15 protein-coding genes and 1 pseudogene are annotated in these 17,731 nt (G+C 72.4%); 8 read left to right on the forward strand and 8 right to left on the reverse strand.

Translation table 11 applies throughout. The features are described 5' to 3' along the window. Positions 1 to 17: 17 nt before the first annotated feature. From ACZ5C2_RS05200 to ACZ5C2_RS05210, 3 genes are all read right to left on the reverse strand, one after another. Complete coding sequence (locus ACZ5C2_RS05200) at positions 18 to 1,037, reverse strand: ABC transporter permease (RefSeq protein WP_468786751.1); 1,020 nt, start codon at positions 1,035 to 1,037, stop codon at positions 18 to 20. Beyond that, positions 1,034 to 2,551, reverse strand: a complete 1,518-nt coding sequence (locus ACZ5C2_RS05205; RefSeq protein WP_468786753.1) for a sugar ABC transporter ATP-binding protein — start codon at positions 2,549 to 2,551, stop codon at positions 1,034 to 1,036. Before ACZ5C2_RS05205 ends, ACZ5C2_RS05200 begins: the two co-directional genes overlap by 4 nt. 221 nt (positions 2,552 to 2,772) lie before the next feature. Beyond that, on the reverse strand, positions 2,773 to 3,954 hold the full coding sequence (locus ACZ5C2_RS05210; protein WP_468786755.1) for an ROK family protein: 1,182 nt from the start codon (positions 3,952 to 3,954) through the stop codon (positions 2,773 to 2,775). A gap of 350 nt (positions 3,955 to 4,304) precedes the next feature. Here ACZ5C2_RS05210 and ACZ5C2_RS05215 point away from each other — a divergent pair, with 350 nt between their 5' ends. Both ACZ5C2_RS05215 and ACZ5C2_RS05220 read left to right on the forward strand, forming a co-directional pair. Continuing rightward, positions 4,305 to 5,987, forward strand: a complete 1,683-nt coding sequence (locus ACZ5C2_RS05215) for a serine/threonine-protein kinase (RefSeq protein ID WP_468786757.1) — start codon at positions 4,305 to 4,307, stop codon at positions 5,985 to 5,987. Further along, positions 5,984 to 6,658 carry a hypothetical protein gene (locus ACZ5C2_RS05220; protein ID WP_468786759.1) on the forward strand — a complete coding sequence of 225 codons (675 nt, stop codon included), beginning with the start codon at positions 5,984 to 5,986 and terminating at the stop codon, positions 6,656 to 6,658. The genes ACZ5C2_RS05215 and ACZ5C2_RS05220 overlap by 4 nt, the downstream gene beginning before the upstream one ends. 225 nt (positions 6,659 to 6,883) lie before the next feature. On the opposite strand, the gene ACZ5C2_RS05225 is transcribed toward ACZ5C2_RS05220, so the two are convergent. After that, entirely contained in the window at positions 6,884 to 7,831 is a 948-nt protein-coding gene (locus ACZ5C2_RS05225; protein WP_468786761.1) for a beta-ketoacyl-ACP synthase III, read from the reverse strand. 111 nt (positions 7,832 to 7,942) lie between these two features. Continuing rightward, positions 7,943 to 8,083: an MFS transporter small subunit gene (locus tag ACZ5C2_RS05230; protein WP_468786763.1), complete on the reverse strand. Its 141-nt coding sequence runs from the start codon at positions 8,081 to 8,083 to the stop codon at positions 7,943 to 7,945. A gap of 41 nt (positions 8,084 to 8,124) precedes the next feature. Between ACZ5C2_RS05230 and ACZ5C2_RS05235 the strand changes: the two are divergent. The 3 genes and pseudogenes from ACZ5C2_RS05235 to ACZ5C2_RS05245 form a co-directional block, all read left to right on the forward strand. Further along, a pseudogene (locus ACZ5C2_RS05235) lies at positions 8,125 to 8,331 on the forward strand (2Fe-2S iron-sulfur cluster-binding protein); the annotation flags it as partial. 16 nt (positions 8,332 to 8,347) lie between these two features. Next, a complete protein-coding gene (gene fdhD, locus ACZ5C2_RS05240) occupies positions 8,348 to 9,196 on the forward strand; it encodes a formate dehydrogenase accessory sulfurtransferase FdhD (RefSeq protein WP_468786765.1) in 849 nt (282 codons plus the stop codon). 241 nt (positions 9,197 to 9,437) lie between these two features. Further along, entirely contained in the window at positions 9,438 to 10,700 is a 1,263-nt protein-coding gene (locus ACZ5C2_RS05245; protein WP_468786767.1) for a DUF4185 domain-containing protein, read from the forward strand. Here ACZ5C2_RS05245 and ACZ5C2_RS05250 read toward each other — a convergent pair. Next, positions 10,636 to 11,730: a bile acid:sodium symporter family protein gene (locus tag ACZ5C2_RS05250; protein WP_468787664.1), complete on the reverse strand. Its 1,095-nt coding sequence runs from the start codon at positions 11,728 to 11,730 to the stop codon at positions 10,636 to 10,638. The two genes, ACZ5C2_RS05245 and ACZ5C2_RS05250, sit on opposite strands and share 65 nt — an antisense overlap. A gap of 139 nt (positions 11,731 to 11,869) precedes the next feature. Here ACZ5C2_RS05250 and ACZ5C2_RS05255 point away from each other — a divergent pair, with 139 nt between their 5' ends. The 3 genes from ACZ5C2_RS05255 to ACZ5C2_RS05265 all read left to right on the forward strand — a co-directional run bounded on the left by ACZ5C2_RS05255 (position 11,870) and on the right by ACZ5C2_RS05265 (position 15,799). After that, complete coding sequence (locus ACZ5C2_RS05255) at positions 11,870 to 12,751, forward strand: LysR family transcriptional regulator (RefSeq protein ID WP_468786769.1); 882 nt, start codon at positions 11,870 to 11,872, stop codon at positions 12,749 to 12,751. 302 nt (positions 12,752 to 13,053) lie between these two features. Next, complete coding sequence (locus ACZ5C2_RS05260; RefSeq protein ID WP_468786771.1) at positions 13,054 to 14,880, forward strand: AMP-dependent synthetase/ligase; 1,827 nt, start codon at positions 13,054 to 13,056, stop codon at positions 14,878 to 14,880. 127 nt (positions 14,881 to 15,007) lie between these two features. Next, positions 15,008 to 15,799 carry an aldo/keto reductase gene (locus ACZ5C2_RS05265; protein ID WP_468787666.1) on the forward strand — a complete coding sequence of 264 codons (792 nt, stop codon included), beginning with the start codon at positions 15,008 to 15,010 and terminating at the stop codon, positions 15,797 to 15,799. A 63-nt stretch (positions 15,800 to 15,862) separates the two neighbouring features. Here the strand turns inward: ACZ5C2_RS05265 and ACZ5C2_RS05270 are convergent, their stop codons facing one another. Further along, the gene (locus tag ACZ5C2_RS05270; RefSeq protein ID WP_468786773.1) at positions 15,863 to 16,567 is read right to left on the reverse strand and encodes an SDR family oxidoreductase; all 705 of its coding nucleotides are present in this window, start codon (positions 16,565 to 16,567) and stop codon (positions 15,863 to 15,865) included. 67 nt (positions 16,568 to 16,634) lie between these two features. After that, a complete protein-coding gene (locus tag ACZ5C2_RS05275) occupies positions 16,635 to 17,534 on the reverse strand; it encodes a class I SAM-dependent methyltransferase (RefSeq protein ID WP_468786774.1) in 900 nt (299 codons plus the stop codon). Positions 17,535 to 17,731: the final 197 nt, after the last annotated feature.

The following is a 17,731-nucleotide window of genomic DNA, read 5'->3' on the forward strand; positions in this document are numbered from 1 at the left end:
GGCGGTGAACCCTTTCCTCAGGTCGTGCTCGCGGTACGGCGCTGGACCAGCACGGCGGCGACGATGATCGCGCCCTTGGCGATCTGCTGGACGTCGCTCTGCAGGTTGTTCAGGGCGAAGATGTTGGTGATGGTGGTGAAGATCAGGACGCCGAGGACGGAGCCGACGATGGTGCCGCGGCCCCCGGTGAGGAGCGTGCCGCCGATGATCGCGGCGGCGATGGCGTCGAGTTCGTAGAGGTTGCCGTTGGTGTTCTGGCCGGAGCCGGCCAGGACGATCAGCAGGAAGGCGGCGATGCCGCAGCACAGCCCGGACAGCAGGTAGAGGTAGAGCCGCTGGCGGCGGACGTCGATGCCGGCCAGCCGGGCGGCTTCCGCGTTGCCGCCGACGGCGACGGAGCGGCGGCCGAAGGTGGTCCGGTTGAGGACCAGCCAGCCGACGACGGTGACGGCCGCGAACACCAGGACCAGCGGCGGGATGCCGAGCACGTAGGAGTCGCGCTCACCGAGGTCGAGGACGCTGTCGACGGTGACGATCTGGGTCCGCCCGTCGGTGATCTGCAGGGCGAGACCGCGGGCCGAGGCGAGCATGGCGAGGGTGGCGATGAACGGGACCATCCCGCCGTAGGCGATGAGCACCCCGTTGACCAGTCCGCATCCCAGGCCGACGAGAACGGCGGTGAAGAGGATGCCGCCGAAGCCGTACTCCTGGGTGGCGACCGTGGTGGCCCACACCGAGGAGAGGGCGACGATGGCACCCACCGAAAGGTCGATGCCGCCGGAGATGATGACGAAGGTCATGCCGACGGTGACGACACCGATGACCGAGGCGAGGGTGAGGATGAGCTGGAGGTTGCGGGTGTCCAGGAACTGGTCCGGTTTGGTGATGCCGCCGATGAGGATCAGTACGGCGAGCACACCGAGCAGCGACAGAGTGCGGAGGTCGGCGCGGAACAACACGGCGCGCCAGGCGGGCGTTTCGGCGGCCGACGGCACCTTGTCGGTGTTGTCCCGCGGCGGGGAGACGTTCTGCGTCATGACGCCGGGCTTCCTTCCATGACCAGGTCGAGTACACGGTGTTCGTCGAGCTCGCGGGCGGACGCCGTGTGGACGACGCTGCCCTCGCGCAGCACCAGGACGCGGTCGGCGAGGCCGAGGACCTCGGGCACCTCGCTGGAGACCAGCAGTACGGCGAGGCCCTCGTCCGCCAGCCGGCGGACGACCGCGTACAGTTCGGCGCGGGCGCCGACGTCGACGCCGCGGGTGGGTTCGTCGAGCAGCAGCACCTTGCAGCCGCGCAGCAGCCACCGCGCGAGCACGGCCTTCTGCTGGTTGCCGCCGGACAGCGTGCGCACGGGCACGTTCGGGTTGTCGGGCCGCAGGGACAGTTCACGGACCGCCGCGCGCGCCGCCCCCAGTTCGGCACCGCGGTCGATCCAGCCCGCCCTGGCGAAGCGGGACATGGAGGAGACCGACACATTGCGGGTGACGGACTCCAGCATGAGCAGGGCCTGCGCCTTGCGTTCCTCGGGGGCGAGCCCGATGCCCGCGCGTACGGCCGCCCGCACACTGCCCGGCCTCAGTGGCCGCCCGTCGACGAGTACGCGGCCGGTGCCGGGCTTGCGGGCTCCGTAGATCGTCTCCAGGATCTCGGAGCGTCCCGATCCGACGAGCCCGGCGAGCCCGACGATCTCGCCGGGGCGCACCGTCAGGTCCAGCGGCGCGAACTCCCCTGTGCGGGACAGCCCTTCGACGGTCAGCACCGGTTCGCCCTCCGGCGGGGCGGTGGGCCGTGGCGGGAAGACGTACTCGACGTTGCGTCCCGTCATCAGCGCGACCACCTCACTGGTGGGCGTCGACTTGGCGGGCAGCCCGCCGGCCACGGCCCGGCCGTCCTTCAGCACGGTCACCCGGTCGCCGATGCGCCGGATCTCCTCCAGGCGGTGCGAGATGTAGACGACGGCGACCCCGTCGGCGGTGAGGCCGCCGACGATGCGGAAGAGGTTGTCGACCTCGTCCGGGTCGAGGGCGGCGGACGGTTCGTCCATCACGATGAGCCGTACGTCGTGGGAGAGGGCCCGCGCCATCGAGACGATCTGCTGCTGGGCCGCGGACAGTTCGCCCACCAGCCGGGCCGGGTCGATCTCCGGGTGGCCGAGCCGTTTGAGGAGCTCGGCGGTCGAGGACCTGGCGGCCCTGCCCCGTACGACGAACCCGGCGGTCGTGGGTTCATGGCCGAGGTGGACGTTCTCGGCGACCGACAGGTGCTCCACCAGGTCGAGTTCCTGGTAGATGGTGGCGATGCCGAGGCGCATGGCGGCGATCGGCGAGCGGAGTGTGACGTCGTCGCCACGCCAGCGGATGGTGCCCGAGTCGGGCTGGTGGGCGCCGGCCAGCACCTTGATCAGGGTGGACTTGCCGGCGCCGTTCTGGCCGAGCAGGCAGTGCACCTCACCGGCCTGGACGTCGAGGTCGACGCCGTCCAGGGCCCGGACTCCGGGGAACGACTTGGTGATGCCGGACATGCTGAGCAGCGGTGGTTGTGGTGCCATGCGGATTCCCCTCGGCGGGCGTGCGGGGCCGGTGTCAGGGCGATCCCCTTACGGGGCAAGCGTTTTCAGGCAGGGCGGAGCGGAGCGGTGGCGCGGGCTGTTGGTTGCGTGACGCGGGGTGGGACGAGGTGCGGGGCTGTTCCTTGCGGTGGAGCAGGTGCCACGGAGGACGGGGCTGTTCCGTGCGGTGGAGCAGGTGTGTGACGGGAGGACGGGGCTGCTTACGCGGGTGAGAACAGGTGGTCGCTGATGAGCCGGGCCCCGCCGATGACTCCGGCGGTGGGACCCAACTCCCCCAGGACGATGGGCAGGTTGCCGGTGGCCAGGGGCAGCGACCCGCGGTAGACCTGGGTGCGGATCGCGGCGAGCAGCGTATGGCCGAGGCCGGTCACCCCGCCGCCGATCACCACCAGGCCGGGGTTGAAGAAGCTGACCAGGCCGGCGATGACCTGGCCGGTGCGATTGCCGCCCTCACGGATCAGATCGAGGGCGGTGGCGTCACCGGCCGCGGCCGCGGCGGCGACATCGACGGCGCTGAGCGTGCCGTTCGACTCCAGTCGGCTCGCGAGTTCGGCGGAGAGCCGCTGCTGGGCGGCCTCCGTCGCGTCCCGCGCGAGGGCCGCTCCGGAGAAGTGTGCCTCCAGGCAACCCCGGTTGCCGCAGGCGCACGGACGGCCGTCGGGCACGGCCTGGATGTGCCCGATGTCGCCCGCGCTGCCCGTCGTACCGCGGTAGACCTCGCCGCCGACGACGATGCCGCAGCCTATGCCGGTACCGATCTTGACGCAGAGGAAGTCCCCGACGGTGCGGGCGACCCCTGCGTGCTGCTCCCCCATGGCCATCAGGTTCACGTCGTTGTCGACCATGACCGGGCAGCCGAGGTCCTGGCTGAGCGCCTCCCGCACGGGGAAGCCGTCCCAGCCCGGCATGATCGGCGGAGCCACCGGGATGCCCTCGGGGAAGCGGACCGGGCCCGGGACGCCGATGCCGGCGCCGTCGAACCCCTCCGCGAGCCCTGAGGCCTTCAACTTCGCGGCCATGGCCAGCACTTGCTCGAAGACCGCGACCGGTCCCTCGCGTACGTCCATGGGTTGGTTGATGTGCCCGAGGATCTCCAGTTCGGCGTTGGTGACGGCGACGTCGACCGAGGTCGCGCCGATGTCGACGCCGAGGAACCGCAGGTGCGGGTTGAGCCGGATGTTGTGGGAGCGCCGGCCGCCGCGCGAGGCGGCGAGTCCGTCGGCCACGACGAGTTCCGTCTCCAGCAGCCGGTCCACCTCCACGGCCAGTTTCGACCGGGAGAGGTCGACCTGGTCGCCCAGCTGGGCACGGGAGTTGGGGCCACCGTCGCGCAGCAGCCGGAGCAGCCGGGCCTGATGGGCGTTCGCGGGTCGTGCGGTCATGCGTCTCACGAGCCCCTCCCCGCCTCATCGGCCTGTGCGCGCCGGATTCCGGCCACGTGTTGTGGCGTTCCTTCGGATGGGAAAGTAGCAGCGCCCGCCGGAGGTGGGAAGAAGTAGCGCAGGAATTGACCCCTACTTTTTCCACTCACAGGACAAAGACGCTTCCTCGGTCACCCGGGGTGGCCCTCGCCCCGGGAGCGCCCTGCGGCCCCTGCCGGGGCCCGCGGGTGCGCGGACACCGGCGGTTCCGCAACCGCCCCGGCCGAAAGTGTGTCTGTCACCGCGAGGGCCGGATGCCCCGGGGTGCCGCCGTACTCCGGGGGACGGAGGCCGGCCCCGGGGGGTTGTCGATGAGTGTGTGGACGGTTCCGGGATACACCGAGTCACTGGAACTCGGTGCCGGGGCGAGCGGGCGCGTGGTTCTGGCCATCCACGAGGTGACCGGTGTCCCGGTCGCGGTCAAGTACCTCAGTGAGTCGCTGCACACCCGCCCGGGTTTCGTGCACGACTTCCGTGCCGAGGCGCGGCTGCTGGGCGGGCTGGACAGTCCGTACGTCGCCGGGCTGTACGAGTACGTGGAAAGCCCGGACGGGGCCGCCATCGTGATGGAACTGGTGGACGGCGTGTCCCTGCGGACCCTGCTGGCCGGGCAGGGCCCGCTGGACCCGGAGGCCGCGCTGCTGATCCTGAAGGGATCGCTCCTGGGCCTCGCCGACGCGCACCGGCTCGGGGTGGTGCACCGCGACTACAAGCCGGAGAACGTCCTGGTGACGCCCGACGGTGCGTCGAAGCTCGTGGACTTCGGGATCGCGGTGGACACCCGTGCGCGCGCCGGTGTGGCGGGCACCCCCTCGTACATGGCGCCCGAACAGTGGCGCGGCGAACCCGCCTCGCCGGCCACCGACGTGTACGCGGCCACGGCCACGTTCTTCGAGTGCCTCACCGGCCGCAAGCCCTACGCGGGCGACAACATCGCCGAGCTCGCCCTGCGGCACGTCGACGCTCCCGTCCCGGCACAGGACGTGCCCGAGGCGGTGCGGTCCCTGGTGCGCCGCGGGCTGGCCAAGGAGGCGTCGGGGCGCCCGGCCGACGCCGAGGTGTTCGTCGCCGAACTCGAGGCGGCCGCGGGCACCGCGTACGGGCCCGGCTGGGAGGAGCGGGGCCGCGGGCGGCTCGCCGCGCTGGTGGCGCTGCTCCCGCTGCTGCTCCCGTCGGCCCGTACGCCGGGGCAGTCGACGGCCGACACCGCGCGCACCGTGCTGCGGCAGCCGCCGGGCCCGGGCTGGGCGCAGGCATGGAGGCCCACCGGGCCGGGAATGCTGGCCGCCGCGGCCGCCGCTCTCCTGGCGGTCCTGCTGACGTACGCCGCGCCGCCGGACCCTGGCGGGGCGCAGGAGCGGGCGGCCGAGGCCCTCGCCACCACCAGCGCCCTCCCGGGCGTGACCGCGGGTCCCACCGCCCCGCCGGCGCCGGCGTCTTCGACGGCCGGCACTCCGGCGGCCTCGTCCGCCGCCCCGGCCTCAGCGAGCCCCGGCGAGCCGCCGGCCACCGGGGCGGCCACGGAACCCGGGACGGACCCGGGCACGGGGCCCGGAACAGATCCGGGCACGGACCCGGGTACGGACCCGGGCACCGGCGCGCCCGCCGGTCCGACGACATCGCCCGGCACCCCCACCGGATCCCCGGCGGACCCCTCCCCGGCCGCGCCCGCGGTCAAGGACGTCACCGTGTCGGAGTTCCGGCAGACGGGTTCCGGCACCGCCACCACCACGGTCACCATCCTCACGGACGGCACCGGGCCGGTGTCGATCCGTCTCGGGTGGTTCGCGGGCGACACCTCGGGCGCCCCGGGAACCCCGGACGGCGCCGGCCAGGTCTTCCGGCGCAGTGGCGCCACGCAGTACACGGTGACCGCCGAGCACGCCTTCCAGAACCTCGGCTGCTACTGGACGGTGACGGCGACGACCACACCCGCCTCCGCCGACGGGGGCGCGTCCCAGCAGCTTCTCACCAGGCGGTGCGATCTGCGATGAAGGCGACGAACGAGCCCGCTCCCCCGCCCGGTGAGGGCGCCCGGCCCGGAGCCGGGGACGACTACAGCGCCACCGTGCTCGGGAGCCACTGGATCCAGCGGCCCGGGCCGGACACCACGGTGACGGCGACGGTACGGGAGGGCGGTACCCGGCCGGACCGGACCGAGGGGGCCGTGCTGCGCTTCGGCCCGGGTGTCCAGGGCGCCCTCGCGCACCGGTCCACCAGGACGCCGCTCCCGGTGCCGGCGCCCTCCCGGCCCCGGCGGCCCGGTGCGCGGCGGTACGCGCTGCCGGCTCTCGTCCTGCTCGCCGTCCTCGTCTTCCTGGCCTGGCAGCGTCTCGGCCCGGTGCTGACGGTACGCGGTACGGAGGTCACGGCCCCGTCCGCCGCGGTGGGGTGCGACGCCACCGCGGACCTCGTGGGCACGGTCACCACGAACGGCCGCGCGGGCACCCTGACCTACCGCTGGATACGCAGCGACGGCACCTCGTCCGGCGTACTGCGCGAGGAGGTGGCACGGGGCCAGAAGCAGGCGCTCCTGCACCTGCTGTGGACCTTCGAGGGTACGGGCCGCTACGAGGCACGGGCGGAGCTGCGGATCCTGTCCCCCTCCGGACGTACTGCCACGGCCGGCCTCACCTACGACTGCCCGCCCGGTCGGCAGCCCTAGCGGATGCCGTTCAAGCCAGGCCCAGCAGATGCCGTTCGGGCCAGGCCGGGGTCGCGGGGTCCGGTGCCGGACCCCGCCGCGTTGTCGCGGGTAGCCAGGCCCTCTGTCCTGGTGCCCTCTCCGCCGTGCGACGCACGGCCCCAGGCCCCGCTCGGCGGCACCACAAGCTACGGCGGCACCCGTGCCAGTGGGCCGGCGAGTCGACCTGGTCACACCCTGCCGGGCTCAGGGGCAGCGCACGACCTGTCCGGCGTACGACAGGTTCCCTCCGAAGCCGAACAGCAGCACCGGGTCGCCGGACGACACCGCGCCCTGTTCGACGAGCTTGGAGAAGGCCAGCGGGATGCTCGCGGCCGAGGTGTTGCCGGACTCGGTGACATCGCGGGCCACGACGGCGTTGACGGCGCCGAGCCGGCGGGCGAGGGGTTCGATGATCCGCAGGTTGGCCTGGTGCAGTACGACTCCGGCGAGGTCCTCCGGTGCCAGCCCCGCCTTCTCACAGGCCTCGCGGGCGACGACCGGCAGCCGGGTGGCGGCCCAGCGGTAGACGCTCTGCCCCTCCTGCGAGAACCGCGGCGGCGTCCCCTCGATCCGCACCGCGTGCCCCATCTCGGGCACGGAGCCCCACAGCACGGGACCGATTCCCGCCGCCTCGCCGGAAGGGCAGGCCTCCACCACGGCCGCTCCGGCCCCGTCACCGACGAGGACGCAGGTGGAGCGGTCGGTCCAGTCGGCCACCTCGGACATCTTGTCGGCGCCGACGACCAGCACCCGGCTCGCGCCCCCGGCCCGCACGGCGTGGTCGGCGGTGGCGAGGGCGTGGGTGAAGCCGGCGCACACCACATTGATGTCCATGACGGCGGGCCCGGGCATGCCGAGGCGGGCGGCGACCCGGGCGGCCATGTTGGGCGAGCGGTCGATCGCGGTGGAGGTGGCGACCAGGACCAGGTCGACCTCCGCGGGCGTGCGTCCGGCCGCCGCCAGTGCCTTGGCGGCGGCGTGCGCGGCCAGTTCGTCGACGGGTTCGTCCGGGCCCGCGATATGACGCGTACGGATGCCCACCCGGCTCGTGATCCACGCGTCGCTGGTGTCGACCATGCCCGCCAGGTCCTCGTTGGTGAGGACCCGGGCGGGCTGGTAGTGGCCGACAGCGGCGATGCGCGAGCCGATCATGGGTGGATCCCCCTCGTTTTCGGTTGCGGGACGCACCAGTCTGATCAGTGACCCACCGGTACGACGGCAGGCGAAGCAACAGGAAACGGGAGCCGGGCTTGTCGGCTTCCGTCAGCCGGTGAAGAGTTGTGTCGCCTTGCGTACGAGCTCGTACAGACCGTAGGCGAGCGGCACCCCGACCCACAGCCAGGAGAAGGTGATCAGACCCCGACAGCCGGGACCAGGCGGACTCCGGCTGCCGTCGCCGGTCATCGGCGGCCTCCTTCGGCGCCCCGGGGCCGGGGACGTGGTGACGGGCGGCGGGTACCTGGGACCTGGCCGGACGGGGGACCGGGACGACAACCGTGTGCGCCTACCGCGGTGTGGGCTGCGACCTCACGCTCCATGTGCAGGACAATGAGATCGGGAAGGTCACCGCGCCGCACGACAGTCCGGTGGCCCACGGCAACCCGTGCATCAAGGGCCGCTTCGGCCGTCAGCACGTGCAGAACCGGGACTGAGCGGAACTGGTGGGACATGGGACGAGTCACGGAACGACGCAAGGTGCTCCGCATCCGGGACGGGGCTGTCTCCAGCCGCCCCGACACGCTCGTCGCCGAGGAACCCCTGGAGATCCGGCTGAACGGCAGACCCCTCGCCATCACCATGCGCACACCGGGGGACGACTTCGCCCTGGCGGCCGGTTTCCTGGTGAGCGAGGGAGTGCTCGCGACCGCCACCGACCTGCGGAACATCGTCTACTGCGCCGGGGCGACCGTCGACCAGTCGAACAGCTACAACGTGGTCGACGTGAAGACCGCCTCCGGGGTGGTCGTCCCGGACATCACGCTGGAACGCAACGTCTACACCACGTCCTCCTGCGGCCTGTGCGGCAAGGCCAGTCTGGACGCGGTGCGTACGACGACCCGCCATCCCCTCGCGGACACTCCCCCGCTGCGCGTGGAGCCGGAACTGCTGGCGGTCCTGCCCGACCGGCTGCGCGCGTCGCAGCGGGTCTTCGACCGCACCGGCGGCCTGCACGCCGCGGCCCTGTTCGACGAGAAGGGCGAACTGCTCGACGTACGCGAGGACGTGGGTCGGCACAACGCGGTCGACAAGCTGGTCGGCCGTGCCCTGCAGAGCGGGGACCTGCCGCTGTCCCGGACGATCCTGCTGGTCTCCGGCCGGGCCTCCTTCGAGCTCGCGCAGAAGGCGGTCATGGCCGGCATACCCGTGCTCGCGGCGGTCTCGGCACCGTCCTCGCTGGCCGTGGACCTGGCGGCGGAGACGGGCTTGACCCTGGTGGGCTTTCTGCGGGGCAGATCCATGAACGTGTACGCGGGTGAGGACCGCATCGCCCTGCGGGCCGCGGCCGCCCGGGACTGACCGGTCCCGCCCGCTGCACGGCGGCGGGGCCCGACGGAGGAGCGCCCCCCGCGCCGCGGGCCCGCCTCGGCGCGAGGCCAAGAGGCCACCGCGCACCAGGCCACAGGCCGCATGCCACCCAACACAGGCACCAGGCACCAGGCACCAGGCACAGGACGCCGGACACAGGCCGCCGGACACAGACCGCGGGGCATGAGGCCCCGTGGACCGGAGCCCCGACGACCCACTAACGTCCCCGGGCATGCCCGACGACGCAGCCGGAGCACGACGGCGAACGGGGACCGGGACCGCCCCGGCGCCGGTCCTCATCCTGGTCCTTGCCCTGATCCTGGCCGTGGTCCTCGGCGCCGTCCTGGTCACCGGCGGGCCGGACGACGACCGGGGACCGGACGACGCCGGCTGCCGGCCGCGTACGGTCGCCTCCTGGACCGCCGACGACACCCTCACCTCCGAGTTCGCCCGCTACGGCGACGACGCCGGCCGTACCGACGACTGGACCGGCGGCGACGGCACCCACTCGGTGCGGCTGCCCGACGGCCGGCTGCTGTGGCTGTTCTCCGACACCTTCCTGGGCCGGGTGCACCGCCCGCCGAACCCGGTCGGTGAGTCGTACACGTGGCGGGACACGACGGCTCCCCTCGTACGCAACTCGGCCGTGCTCATGCGCGACAGCCGGCTCGAAGGCACCCTGCCCGCCCCGCTCTTCCCCGACCCGGCGCCGGACCAGTGGCGCTGGCCGGTCGCCGCCCGGGTCGAGCCGCGCTCCCCGGGCTCCTCCGAACAGGTCCTGAGGGTCCTGCTGTGGGTGCGTCAGGCCGGACAGCATCCGTGGATCTACGGCGTGCCCACCGCGACCGAGGTCGCCACGCTCTCCCTGCCCGCCCTGCGCCTCGAGTCGGTGGTGACGGTGCTCGACCAGGGGCAGGTCGCCGACCCGTCCCGGCGGGTGCTGTTCGGGACGACCCTCGTCGAGGAGGACGGCTGGACGTACGTCTTCGGCGGTGACGACGGCCGCCCCGCCTCGCGCCCGGCCTCGCACGCGTTTGTGGCCCGTGTCCCGGACGGCGGTCTCGCCGACCCGGCCGCCTGGGAGTACTGGAACGGTTCGGCCTGGCAGACCCGCGCCCGCCCGCGCCCGGTGCTCGGCGACGGACGGCGCGCCGGGGTGGGCAGCGCCTTCTCGGTGGTGCGGGACGAAGGGACGTATGTCCTGTTCACGATGGCCGCGGGCGCCAAGGGGCTGACTACGGTGGCGTCGTACTGGGCCTGCTCCCCGACCGGGCCCTGGCACGGGCCGGCGCACGAGTTCGCCCCTACGCTGCCCCAGGGCGGGACCGCCGCGTACAACCCGCAGGCGCACCCGGAACTGAGCGAGGACGGGCGCCTGGTGCTCAGCTACGACGTGAACTGGCTGGAGACGACCGGAGCCGCCGCCATGCTCAGCCGGAACGTGTCCCTGTACCGGCCCCGGTTCGTGAGCGTCCGGCTCGGTCCGGCGCGGTGACCTCTCCAGCGGCCTGTCCCCCGGCCTTCCCACCGGTCCCCTCGCCGGCCTCCTCCACGGGGTCGTGCGCCCGGCGCTTGGCGATCACCGCGCACACCATCAGCTGCATCTGGTGGAACAGCATCAGCGGCAGCACCGCCAGCGAGGCCTGCGCCCCGAACAGCACGCTCGCCATGGGCAGACCGGCCGCCAGCGACTTCTTGGATCCGGCGAACTGGATCGCGATCCGGTCCTCCCGGCCGAACCGCAGCGCCTTGGCTCCGTACCAGGTCAGCAGCAGCATCACAGCGAGCAGTACGGCCTCGACGGCGAGCAGCCCGCCCAGCCGGGCGGGGCTCACCTGGTGCCAGATGCCCCGCACCACGCCCTCGCTGAACGCGGTGTAGACCACGAGCAGGATCGAACCCCGGTCGACCAGCCCCAGCACCCTGCGGTGCCGCGCGACGAACCCTCCGATCCAGCGGCGCAGCAGCTGTCCGGCGACGAACGGCGCCAGCAGCTGGAGCACGATCCTCACCACCGACCCCGCGGAGAACCCGCTCCCGCCCCCGCCGCTGCCCAGCAGCGTCGCGGCGAGCAGCGGGGTGAGGACGATGCCGACCAGCGAGGAGAAGGAGCCGGCGCAGATCGCGGCGGGCACGTTGCCGCGGGCAATGGAGGTGAACGCGATCGACGACTGGATGGTGGACGGGACGAGGGTGAGGAAGAGCAGGCCCTGGTAGAGCGGGTCGGTCAGGAGCGCCGGGACAAGTCCGCGCGCGGCGAGTCCCAGCACGGGGAAGACGACGAAGGTGCAGGCCAGCACGATGACGTGGAGCCGCCAGTGCTTCAGCCCGTCCAGCGCCTCGCGGGTGGACAGCCGGGCGCCGTAGAGGAAGAAGAGGAACGCGATCGCGGCCGTGGAGGCGCCGGAGGCGATGTCGGCGCCCGTTCCCCGGGCGGGTAGCAGGGCGGCGAGGCCCACCGTCCCGAGCAGGAGCAGGATGTACGGGTCGATCGGCAGCCGGCTCGGCCAGTGCGGGCGTTTCACGGTGCTCCACTTGCTCGTACTCACGCTTGTACCCGGGGTCGTCCCCTCTCCATCCTGCTCGCCCCCGCCGTGATCGGGAATCCGGTACACCGCTCTCACTGTCATCATGGTGCGCGATGACCGCGGGTAGGCTGCCGGCATGTACGACCCGACGCATCTGCGGACGTTCCTGTCGGTGGCGCAGACGCTGAGCTTCACGCAGGCGGCACGGCGGCTCGGGCTGCGCCAGTCGACGGTGAGCCAGCATGTGCGGCGGCTGGAGGAGGCGACCGCACGTCAGCTGTTCACCCGGGACACGCACTCGGTGGAGCTGACCGAGGACGGCGAGGCGATGCTCGGCTTCGCGCGGCGGATCCTGGACGTGCACGAGCAGGCGGCGCAATTCTTCACCGGCACCCGGGTGCGCGGGCGGCTGCGGTTCGGCGCGTCGGAGGACTTCGTGCTGACGCGGCTGCCGGAGATCCTCGAGCGGTTCCGGCACGAGCACCCGGAGGTCGATTTGGAGCTGACGGTCGAGCTGTCGGGCATCCTGCACGAGCGGCTGGCCGCGGGCCGGCTGGACCTGGTGCTGGCCAAGCGCCGGCCGCAGGACCCGCGGTCCGATGCGCACCGGCTGGTCTGGCACGACGAGCTGGTGTGGATCGGTGCCCCGGGACTGCGGCTGGACCCGAACCGGCCCGTTCCGCTGATCGTCTACCCGCCGCCGGGCATCACCCGGGCCCTCGCCCTGCGGGCGCTGGAGCGGGAGGGCCGTCAGTGGCGGATCGTCTGCACCAGCGGCAGCCTCAACGGTCTGCTCGCGGCGGCCCGGGCCGGGCTCGGGGTGATGGCGCACTCACGCGGGCTGATCCCGCCGGGGCTGGTGCGGATACCGGAGCGGGCGGGACTGCCGGAGCCGGGCGAAGTGGACTTCGTGGTGATGCACGGCCGGCACCGGCCCACCGCGCAGGGCGCGTCCGACGCGCTGGCGGCGGCCATCCTCGCGGGCGGTGACCGGCTGCACCGCGGCGGACGGGGATGAGGAGGTGACGATCCGGCTCCTGCGCACGCTGGGATCAGTGGAACCCGCTGTGGCCCCCAAGGAGCGGTCATGGGGTCGTACAGATTCGGTGGAGATTGCTCCACCGAAACTTACTCGATAGTCAGGTTTCTGTCCGACCCTTCCCCTTGTGAGCGCATTTTCCCCCCTGACCAGCGCGGACGAGAGCTCCGCCCGGTTTCCGGCCCCCTCCCGCCCCCGGGCCCCGTGGGGTAGCTTTCACCGCGCTGTGCGGGACGACGACGTCGCGCAGGAGTCCGAGCGCCGAGGAGCGGGGAGCGGGTTTGCGCGAGTTCACCAATCCTCCGTTGGCCCTGGAGCCCGCGGTGGGCGGGCTGGCCGACGTGGTCTTCCGGTACGCCGAGGAGGACCCGGCCCATGTCGCGCTCGGCCGCAAGGACGACAGCGGCCAATGGCGGGACGTGTCCAGCGCCGAGTTCCGCGACGAGGTGCTCGCCCTCGCCAAGGGCCTGCTCGCGGACGGGATCCGGTTCGGCGACCGGGTCGCGATCATGTCCCGTACCCGCTACGAGTGGACACTGTTCGACTTCGCGCTGTGGACCATCGGCGCACAGGTCGTCCCCGTCTATCCCACGTCCTCCGCGGAGCAGTGCTGCTGGATGCTGCACGACGCCGAGGTGACGGCCGCGATCGTGGAGCACGAGGACCACGCGATGACGATCGCCACCGTCATCGACCGGCTGCCCCGCATGCGCAGGCTGTGGCAGCTCGACGCGGGCGCGGTGCAGGAGCTCTACGACGCGGGCGCGCATCTGGACGACGAGGTGGTGCACCGGCACCGGCAGGCGGTCACGCCCGACTCGGTGGCGACGATCATCTACACCTCCGGCACCACCGGCCGCCCCAAGGGCTGTGTGCTCTCGCACGGCAGCTTCATGTACGAGGCGGACACCGTCATCGAGTGCTTCGATCCGGTGTTCCACTCCCGCAGGGGCGACGAGGCGTCGACGCTGTTGTTCCTGCCCCTCGCGCACGTCTTCGGGCGCATGGTGGAGGTCGCGGCGATCCGCGGCAAGGTGAAGTTCGGCCATCAGCCGCAGCTGCACGCGGCGGCGCTGATGCCCGATCTGGCCGCGTTCCGGCCGACGTTCTTCCTGGCCGTGCCGTACATCTTCGAGAAGGTGTTCAACGCGGCGCGGCGCAAGGCGGAACGGGAGGGCCGCTCGGGGCCGTTCGACAAGGCCGTGGACGTGGCCGTCAGGTACGCGGACGCTATGGAGGCGAAGGCCTGGGGCGAAGGACCCGGCCCGTCCACCGCGCTGCGGATGCAGCACCAGCTCTTCGACAAGCTCGTCTACTCCAAGATCCGCGCGGCGATGGGCGGCAGGATCCGGCACGCCGTGTCCGGCGGTTCGGCGATGGACCGCCGGCTCGGGCTGTTCTTCGCGGGCGCCGGCGTGCACATCTACGAGGGGTACGGCCTCACCGAGTCGACGGCGGCGGCCACCGTCAACCCGCCCGAGCGCACCCGCTACGGCACGGTCGGCCGGCCCATTCCCGGAGTCACGGTGCACCTCGCGGACGACGGCGAGATCTGGCTGCACGGCGGCAACGTCTTCGGGGGGTATCTCAACAACCCCAAGGCCACGGACGAGACGCTGTACGACGGCTGGCTGGCCACCGGGGACCTCGGTTCGCTGGACGAGGACGGTTACCTGACCATCACCGGGCGCAAGAAGGAGATCCTGGTGACGTCGGGCGGCAAGAGCGTGTCGCCGGGTCTGCTGGAGGAGCGGGTGCGGGACCATCCGCTGGTCAACCAGTGCATCCTGGTCGGCAACGACCGCCCGTACGTCGCCGCCCTGGTCACCCTCGACCAGGAGGCCGTGGAGCACTGGCTGACGATGCGCGGCAAGGCCGCGATGTCACCGTCCGAGCTGGTGCGCGACGCCGACCTGGAGGCGGAGGTGCGGCGCGCGGTGGTCGCGGCCAACACCCTCGTCTCGCAGGCCGAGTCGATCCGTACGTTCCGGATCCTGGCGCAGCCGTTCACCGAGGAGCACGGGCTGCTCACACCGTCCCTGAAGCTGAAGCGCAGGGCGATCGAGAAGGCGTACGAGGAAGAGGTCGAGGCGCTCTACCGCGTGTGAATTCTCCGGTCAGGAATGCGCCACGGGCCGTGATCGTTGACGATGGGGGTACCACCTGACCCCAACCGAAGGATCGAGAGAGCTCGTGAGCAAGGTCCCCCCGATCATCCTGAACAACGGCGTCGAGATGCCTCAGCTGGGGTTCGGCGTCTGGCAGGTACCGGACGCGGAGGCCGAGACGGCCGTGGCGACGGCGCTGGAGGCGGGCTACCGCAGCATCGACACCGCGGCGATCTACGGCAACGAGGAGGGCACCGGCCGGGCCATCGCGAAATCGGGCGTCCGCCGCGAGGACCTCTTCGTCACCACCAAGCTCTGGAACAGCGACCAGGGGTACGACTCCACCCTCCGGGCCTTCGACACGTCCCTGTCGAAGCTCGGCCTCGACCACGTGGACCTCTACCTCATCCACTGGCCGACGCCCGCACGGGGCCGGTACGTCGACACGTACAAGGCGTTCGAGAAGCTGCTCGCCGACGGCCGGGCCCGCGCCATCGGCGTGTCCAACTTCCTGCCCGAGCACCTGGAGCGGCTGATCGCCGAGACGTCGGTCGTCCCGGCGGTCAACCAGATCGAGCTGCACCCGCATCTGCAGCAGCACGCCGCGCGTGAGTACCACGCGGAGCGGGGCATCGCCACCGAGGCGTGGTCGCCACTCGGTTCGGGGAAGGGCATCCTGGAGATCCCGGCGATCATCGCGATCGCGCGGAAGCACGGCCGTACGCCGGCACAGGTGGTGCTGCGCTGGCATCTCCAGCTGGGCAATGTGGTCATCCCGAAGTCGGTGACGCCGTCCCGGATCGAGGAGAACATCGACGTGTTCGGGTTCAACCTGGACGCCGAGGACCTCGCCGCGATCAGCGCGCTGAACGAGGACCGGCGGCTGGGTGCGGACCCGGCGGAGTTCAACGCCGGCTGACACCGGGCACACGGGCGGCCTCCCCGCAGGGAGGCCGCCCGCGGACCGTCCGTGCCGCGGCGGTCAGTTGGGCTGCCCGACGGGCCGTACGACGACGGTGTTGACGTCCACCCCGGCAGGCTGCCCCATCGCCCACACGACGGACTCGGCGATCTGGTCGGCGGTGAGCAGATGACCGGGTGGGAGGCTGCCGTGGGCGTCCCAGAACGGGGTCTCCACACGGCCGGGCGCGATCAGGGTGACGCCGACGCCCCACTCGGTGACCTGTCGCCGGGTGTTCTCGGCGAGCCCGGTCACCGCCCACTTCGTGGCGCCGTACAGATTGCCGGGCGTGGGCACGAACCCGGCGACGCTGCCGACCAGCACGATGCGCCCGCGGGTCTCCTTCAGCGCGTCGACGGAGGCCCGGATCAGCAGCGCCGGGCCGAGGACGTTGGTCAGCACCATGTCGGTCCACCCGGCGGGGTCGCCCTCGGCCACCGAATCACCGGTGGCGAAGCCCGCGTTGGCGACGACGGTGTCCAGCCTGCCGAACTCCGCCAGCACGGTGTCGACCGCGGAGCGCACGTCGTCGTACTCGGCCGCGTCCCCGGGAATCGTCAACAGCTCGGCGGGCTCGCCGAGTTCCTTGGAGAAGCCGCGCAGCCGCTCCGCACCGCGTCCGGTGACGGCCACCCGCTGCCCCTCGTCCAGCAGCCGCCTGGCGACGGCCGCACCGATCCCGCTGCCGCCACCGGTGATGAGTGCGACCCGAGAGTCGTCGGTCATGGAAACCCCCTGTGTGTCGTTGCGTGCCGGGGAGTCCATCACTTGGAGAGTTCTCCAAGTCAAGCCGTCACACGGGACGCACCGCCGAGTGAACCGTGTGGGCCGCCAGGACGAAGACGTCCGGGCGGTGGTGCACGCTCACCCGGTCGTCGGGGTCGAGGAGACGGTCGAGGGTGGTGCGGTCGTCGGCGTCCAAGTCCTCTCCGAGGACCTCACGGGCGCGGGTCAGCACGGCGGCCACGTAGGCGCGGGCGCGGTCCGTGGCCGGGGCGGGAAGGTCGAGGAGGAAGGTGCGCGTGCGGGTGTGGTGCAGGCCGGCCGAGGCCAGCAGGGCGGGCCAGTCCTCGACGGTGGCCACCGCGCCCGGCAGTTCGGCGCGCATACGGCTGAACCGGTCCTCCTCCACGGCGTCGATGCGGGCCTGGAGTCCCGGCCGGCCGAACCCGATGTCGCGGGGCAGGAACCGGGCGGGCAGACCGCCCTCCATCACCGCGAGGGTGCCGCCGGGGGCCAGCCGCTCGGCGCAGGCGGCCACCGCTGCGCGCTGGTCGCCCAGGTGGTGCACGCTGCGGCTGGCCCACAGCAGGTCGGCCGGGTAGTCCAGTTCGCCGAGCACGTCGGGCAGTTCACCGGCGAGAGTGCCGAAGCGGTCGGCGGCGCCCTGACGGTCCGCACGGGCGCGGGCCCGCTCCAGCAGCGGTTCGGAGCCGTCGACGGCGACCACCCGCGCGCCCGGGAACGTCTCGGCGAACAGGCAGGCGATGACACCGGGGCCGCTGCCCGCGTCCACGACCAGCCCCGGTTCGGTCACCTCCTTCGCGAGCCAGTGCAGGGCACGCTCGTACAGCGGGGTGAACAGTTCCGCCTGCGCCTGGAGCAGGGAAGCCATCTCGGCCCAGTCGAAGTCACCGTGGTCGTGACCGTGCCGGTCGTGACCGTGCTGGTTGTCGTCGTGGTGGTGCGCCATGGTCGTCAGCCTCTCCGCTCGGATGCCGCCAGCGTGCGACGACGCACCGGCGATGAGCAACCGATGTTGCCACTCCCGCAAAAGCGCGTCCGAGGGGAGAGGTGCGGGGCGGGGGGGGGGGGGGGGGGGGGGGGGGGGGGGGGGCGGGGAGGGGGGGGGGGGGGGAGGGGAGGGGGGGGAGGGGGGGGGGGGGTGTT

It is taken from the genome of Streptomyces sp. NPDC031365 (assembly GCF_055569765.1).

Excerpts from the sequence above, each read along its gene's own strand:
- ACZ5C2_RS05215 (WP_468786757.1), top strand. The coding sequence starts at position 4,305 with ATGAGTGTGTGGACGGTTCCGGGATACACCGAGTCACTGGAACTCGGT.
- ACZ5C2_RS05225 (WP_468786761.1), bottom strand. The coding sequence starts at position 7,831 with ATGATCGGCTCGCGCATCGCCGCTGTCGGCCACTACCAGCCCGCCCGG.
- ACZ5C2_RS05200 (WP_468786751.1), bottom strand. The coding sequence starts at position 1,037 with ATGACGCAGAACGTCTCCCCGCCGCGGGACAACACCGACAAGGTGCCG.
- ACZ5C2_RS05245 (WP_468786767.1), top strand. The coding sequence starts at position 9,438 with ATGCCCGACGACGCAGCCGGAGCACGACGGCGAACGGGGACCGGGACC.
- ACZ5C2_RS05230 (WP_468786763.1), bottom strand. The coding sequence starts at position 8,083 with ATGACCGGCGACGGCAGCCGGAGTCCGCCTGGTCCCGGCTGTCGGGGT.
- ACZ5C2_RS05270 (WP_468786773.1), bottom strand. The coding sequence starts at position 16,567 with ATGACCGACGACTCTCGGGTCGCACTCATCACCGGTGGCGGCAGCGGG.
- ACZ5C2_RS05205 (WP_468786753.1), bottom strand. The coding sequence starts at position 2,551 with ATGGCACCACAACCACCGCTGCTCAGCATGTCCGGCATCACCAAGTCG.
- ACZ5C2_RS05255 (WP_468786769.1), top strand. The coding sequence starts at position 11,870 with ATGTACGACCCGACGCATCTGCGGACGTTCCTGTCGGTGGCGCAGACG.
- ACZ5C2_RS05220 (WP_468786759.1), top strand. The coding sequence starts at position 5,984 with ATGAAGGCGACGAACGAGCCCGCTCCCCCGCCCGGTGAGGGCGCCCGG.
- ACZ5C2_RS05275 (WP_468786774.1), bottom strand. The coding sequence starts at position 17,534 with ATGGCGCACCACCACGACGACAACCAGCACGGTCACGACCGGCACGGT.
- ACZ5C2_RS05210 (WP_468786755.1), bottom strand. The coding sequence starts at position 3,954 with ATGACCGCACGACCCGCGAACGCCCATCAGGCCCGGCTGCTCCGGCTG.
- fdhD (WP_468786765.1), top strand. The coding sequence starts at position 8,348 with ATGGGACGAGTCACGGAACGACGCAAGGTGCTCCGCATCCGGGACGGG.
- ACZ5C2_RS05265 (WP_468787666.1), top strand. The coding sequence starts at position 15,008 with ATGCCTCAGCTGGGGTTCGGCGTCTGGCAGGTACCGGACGCGGAGGCC.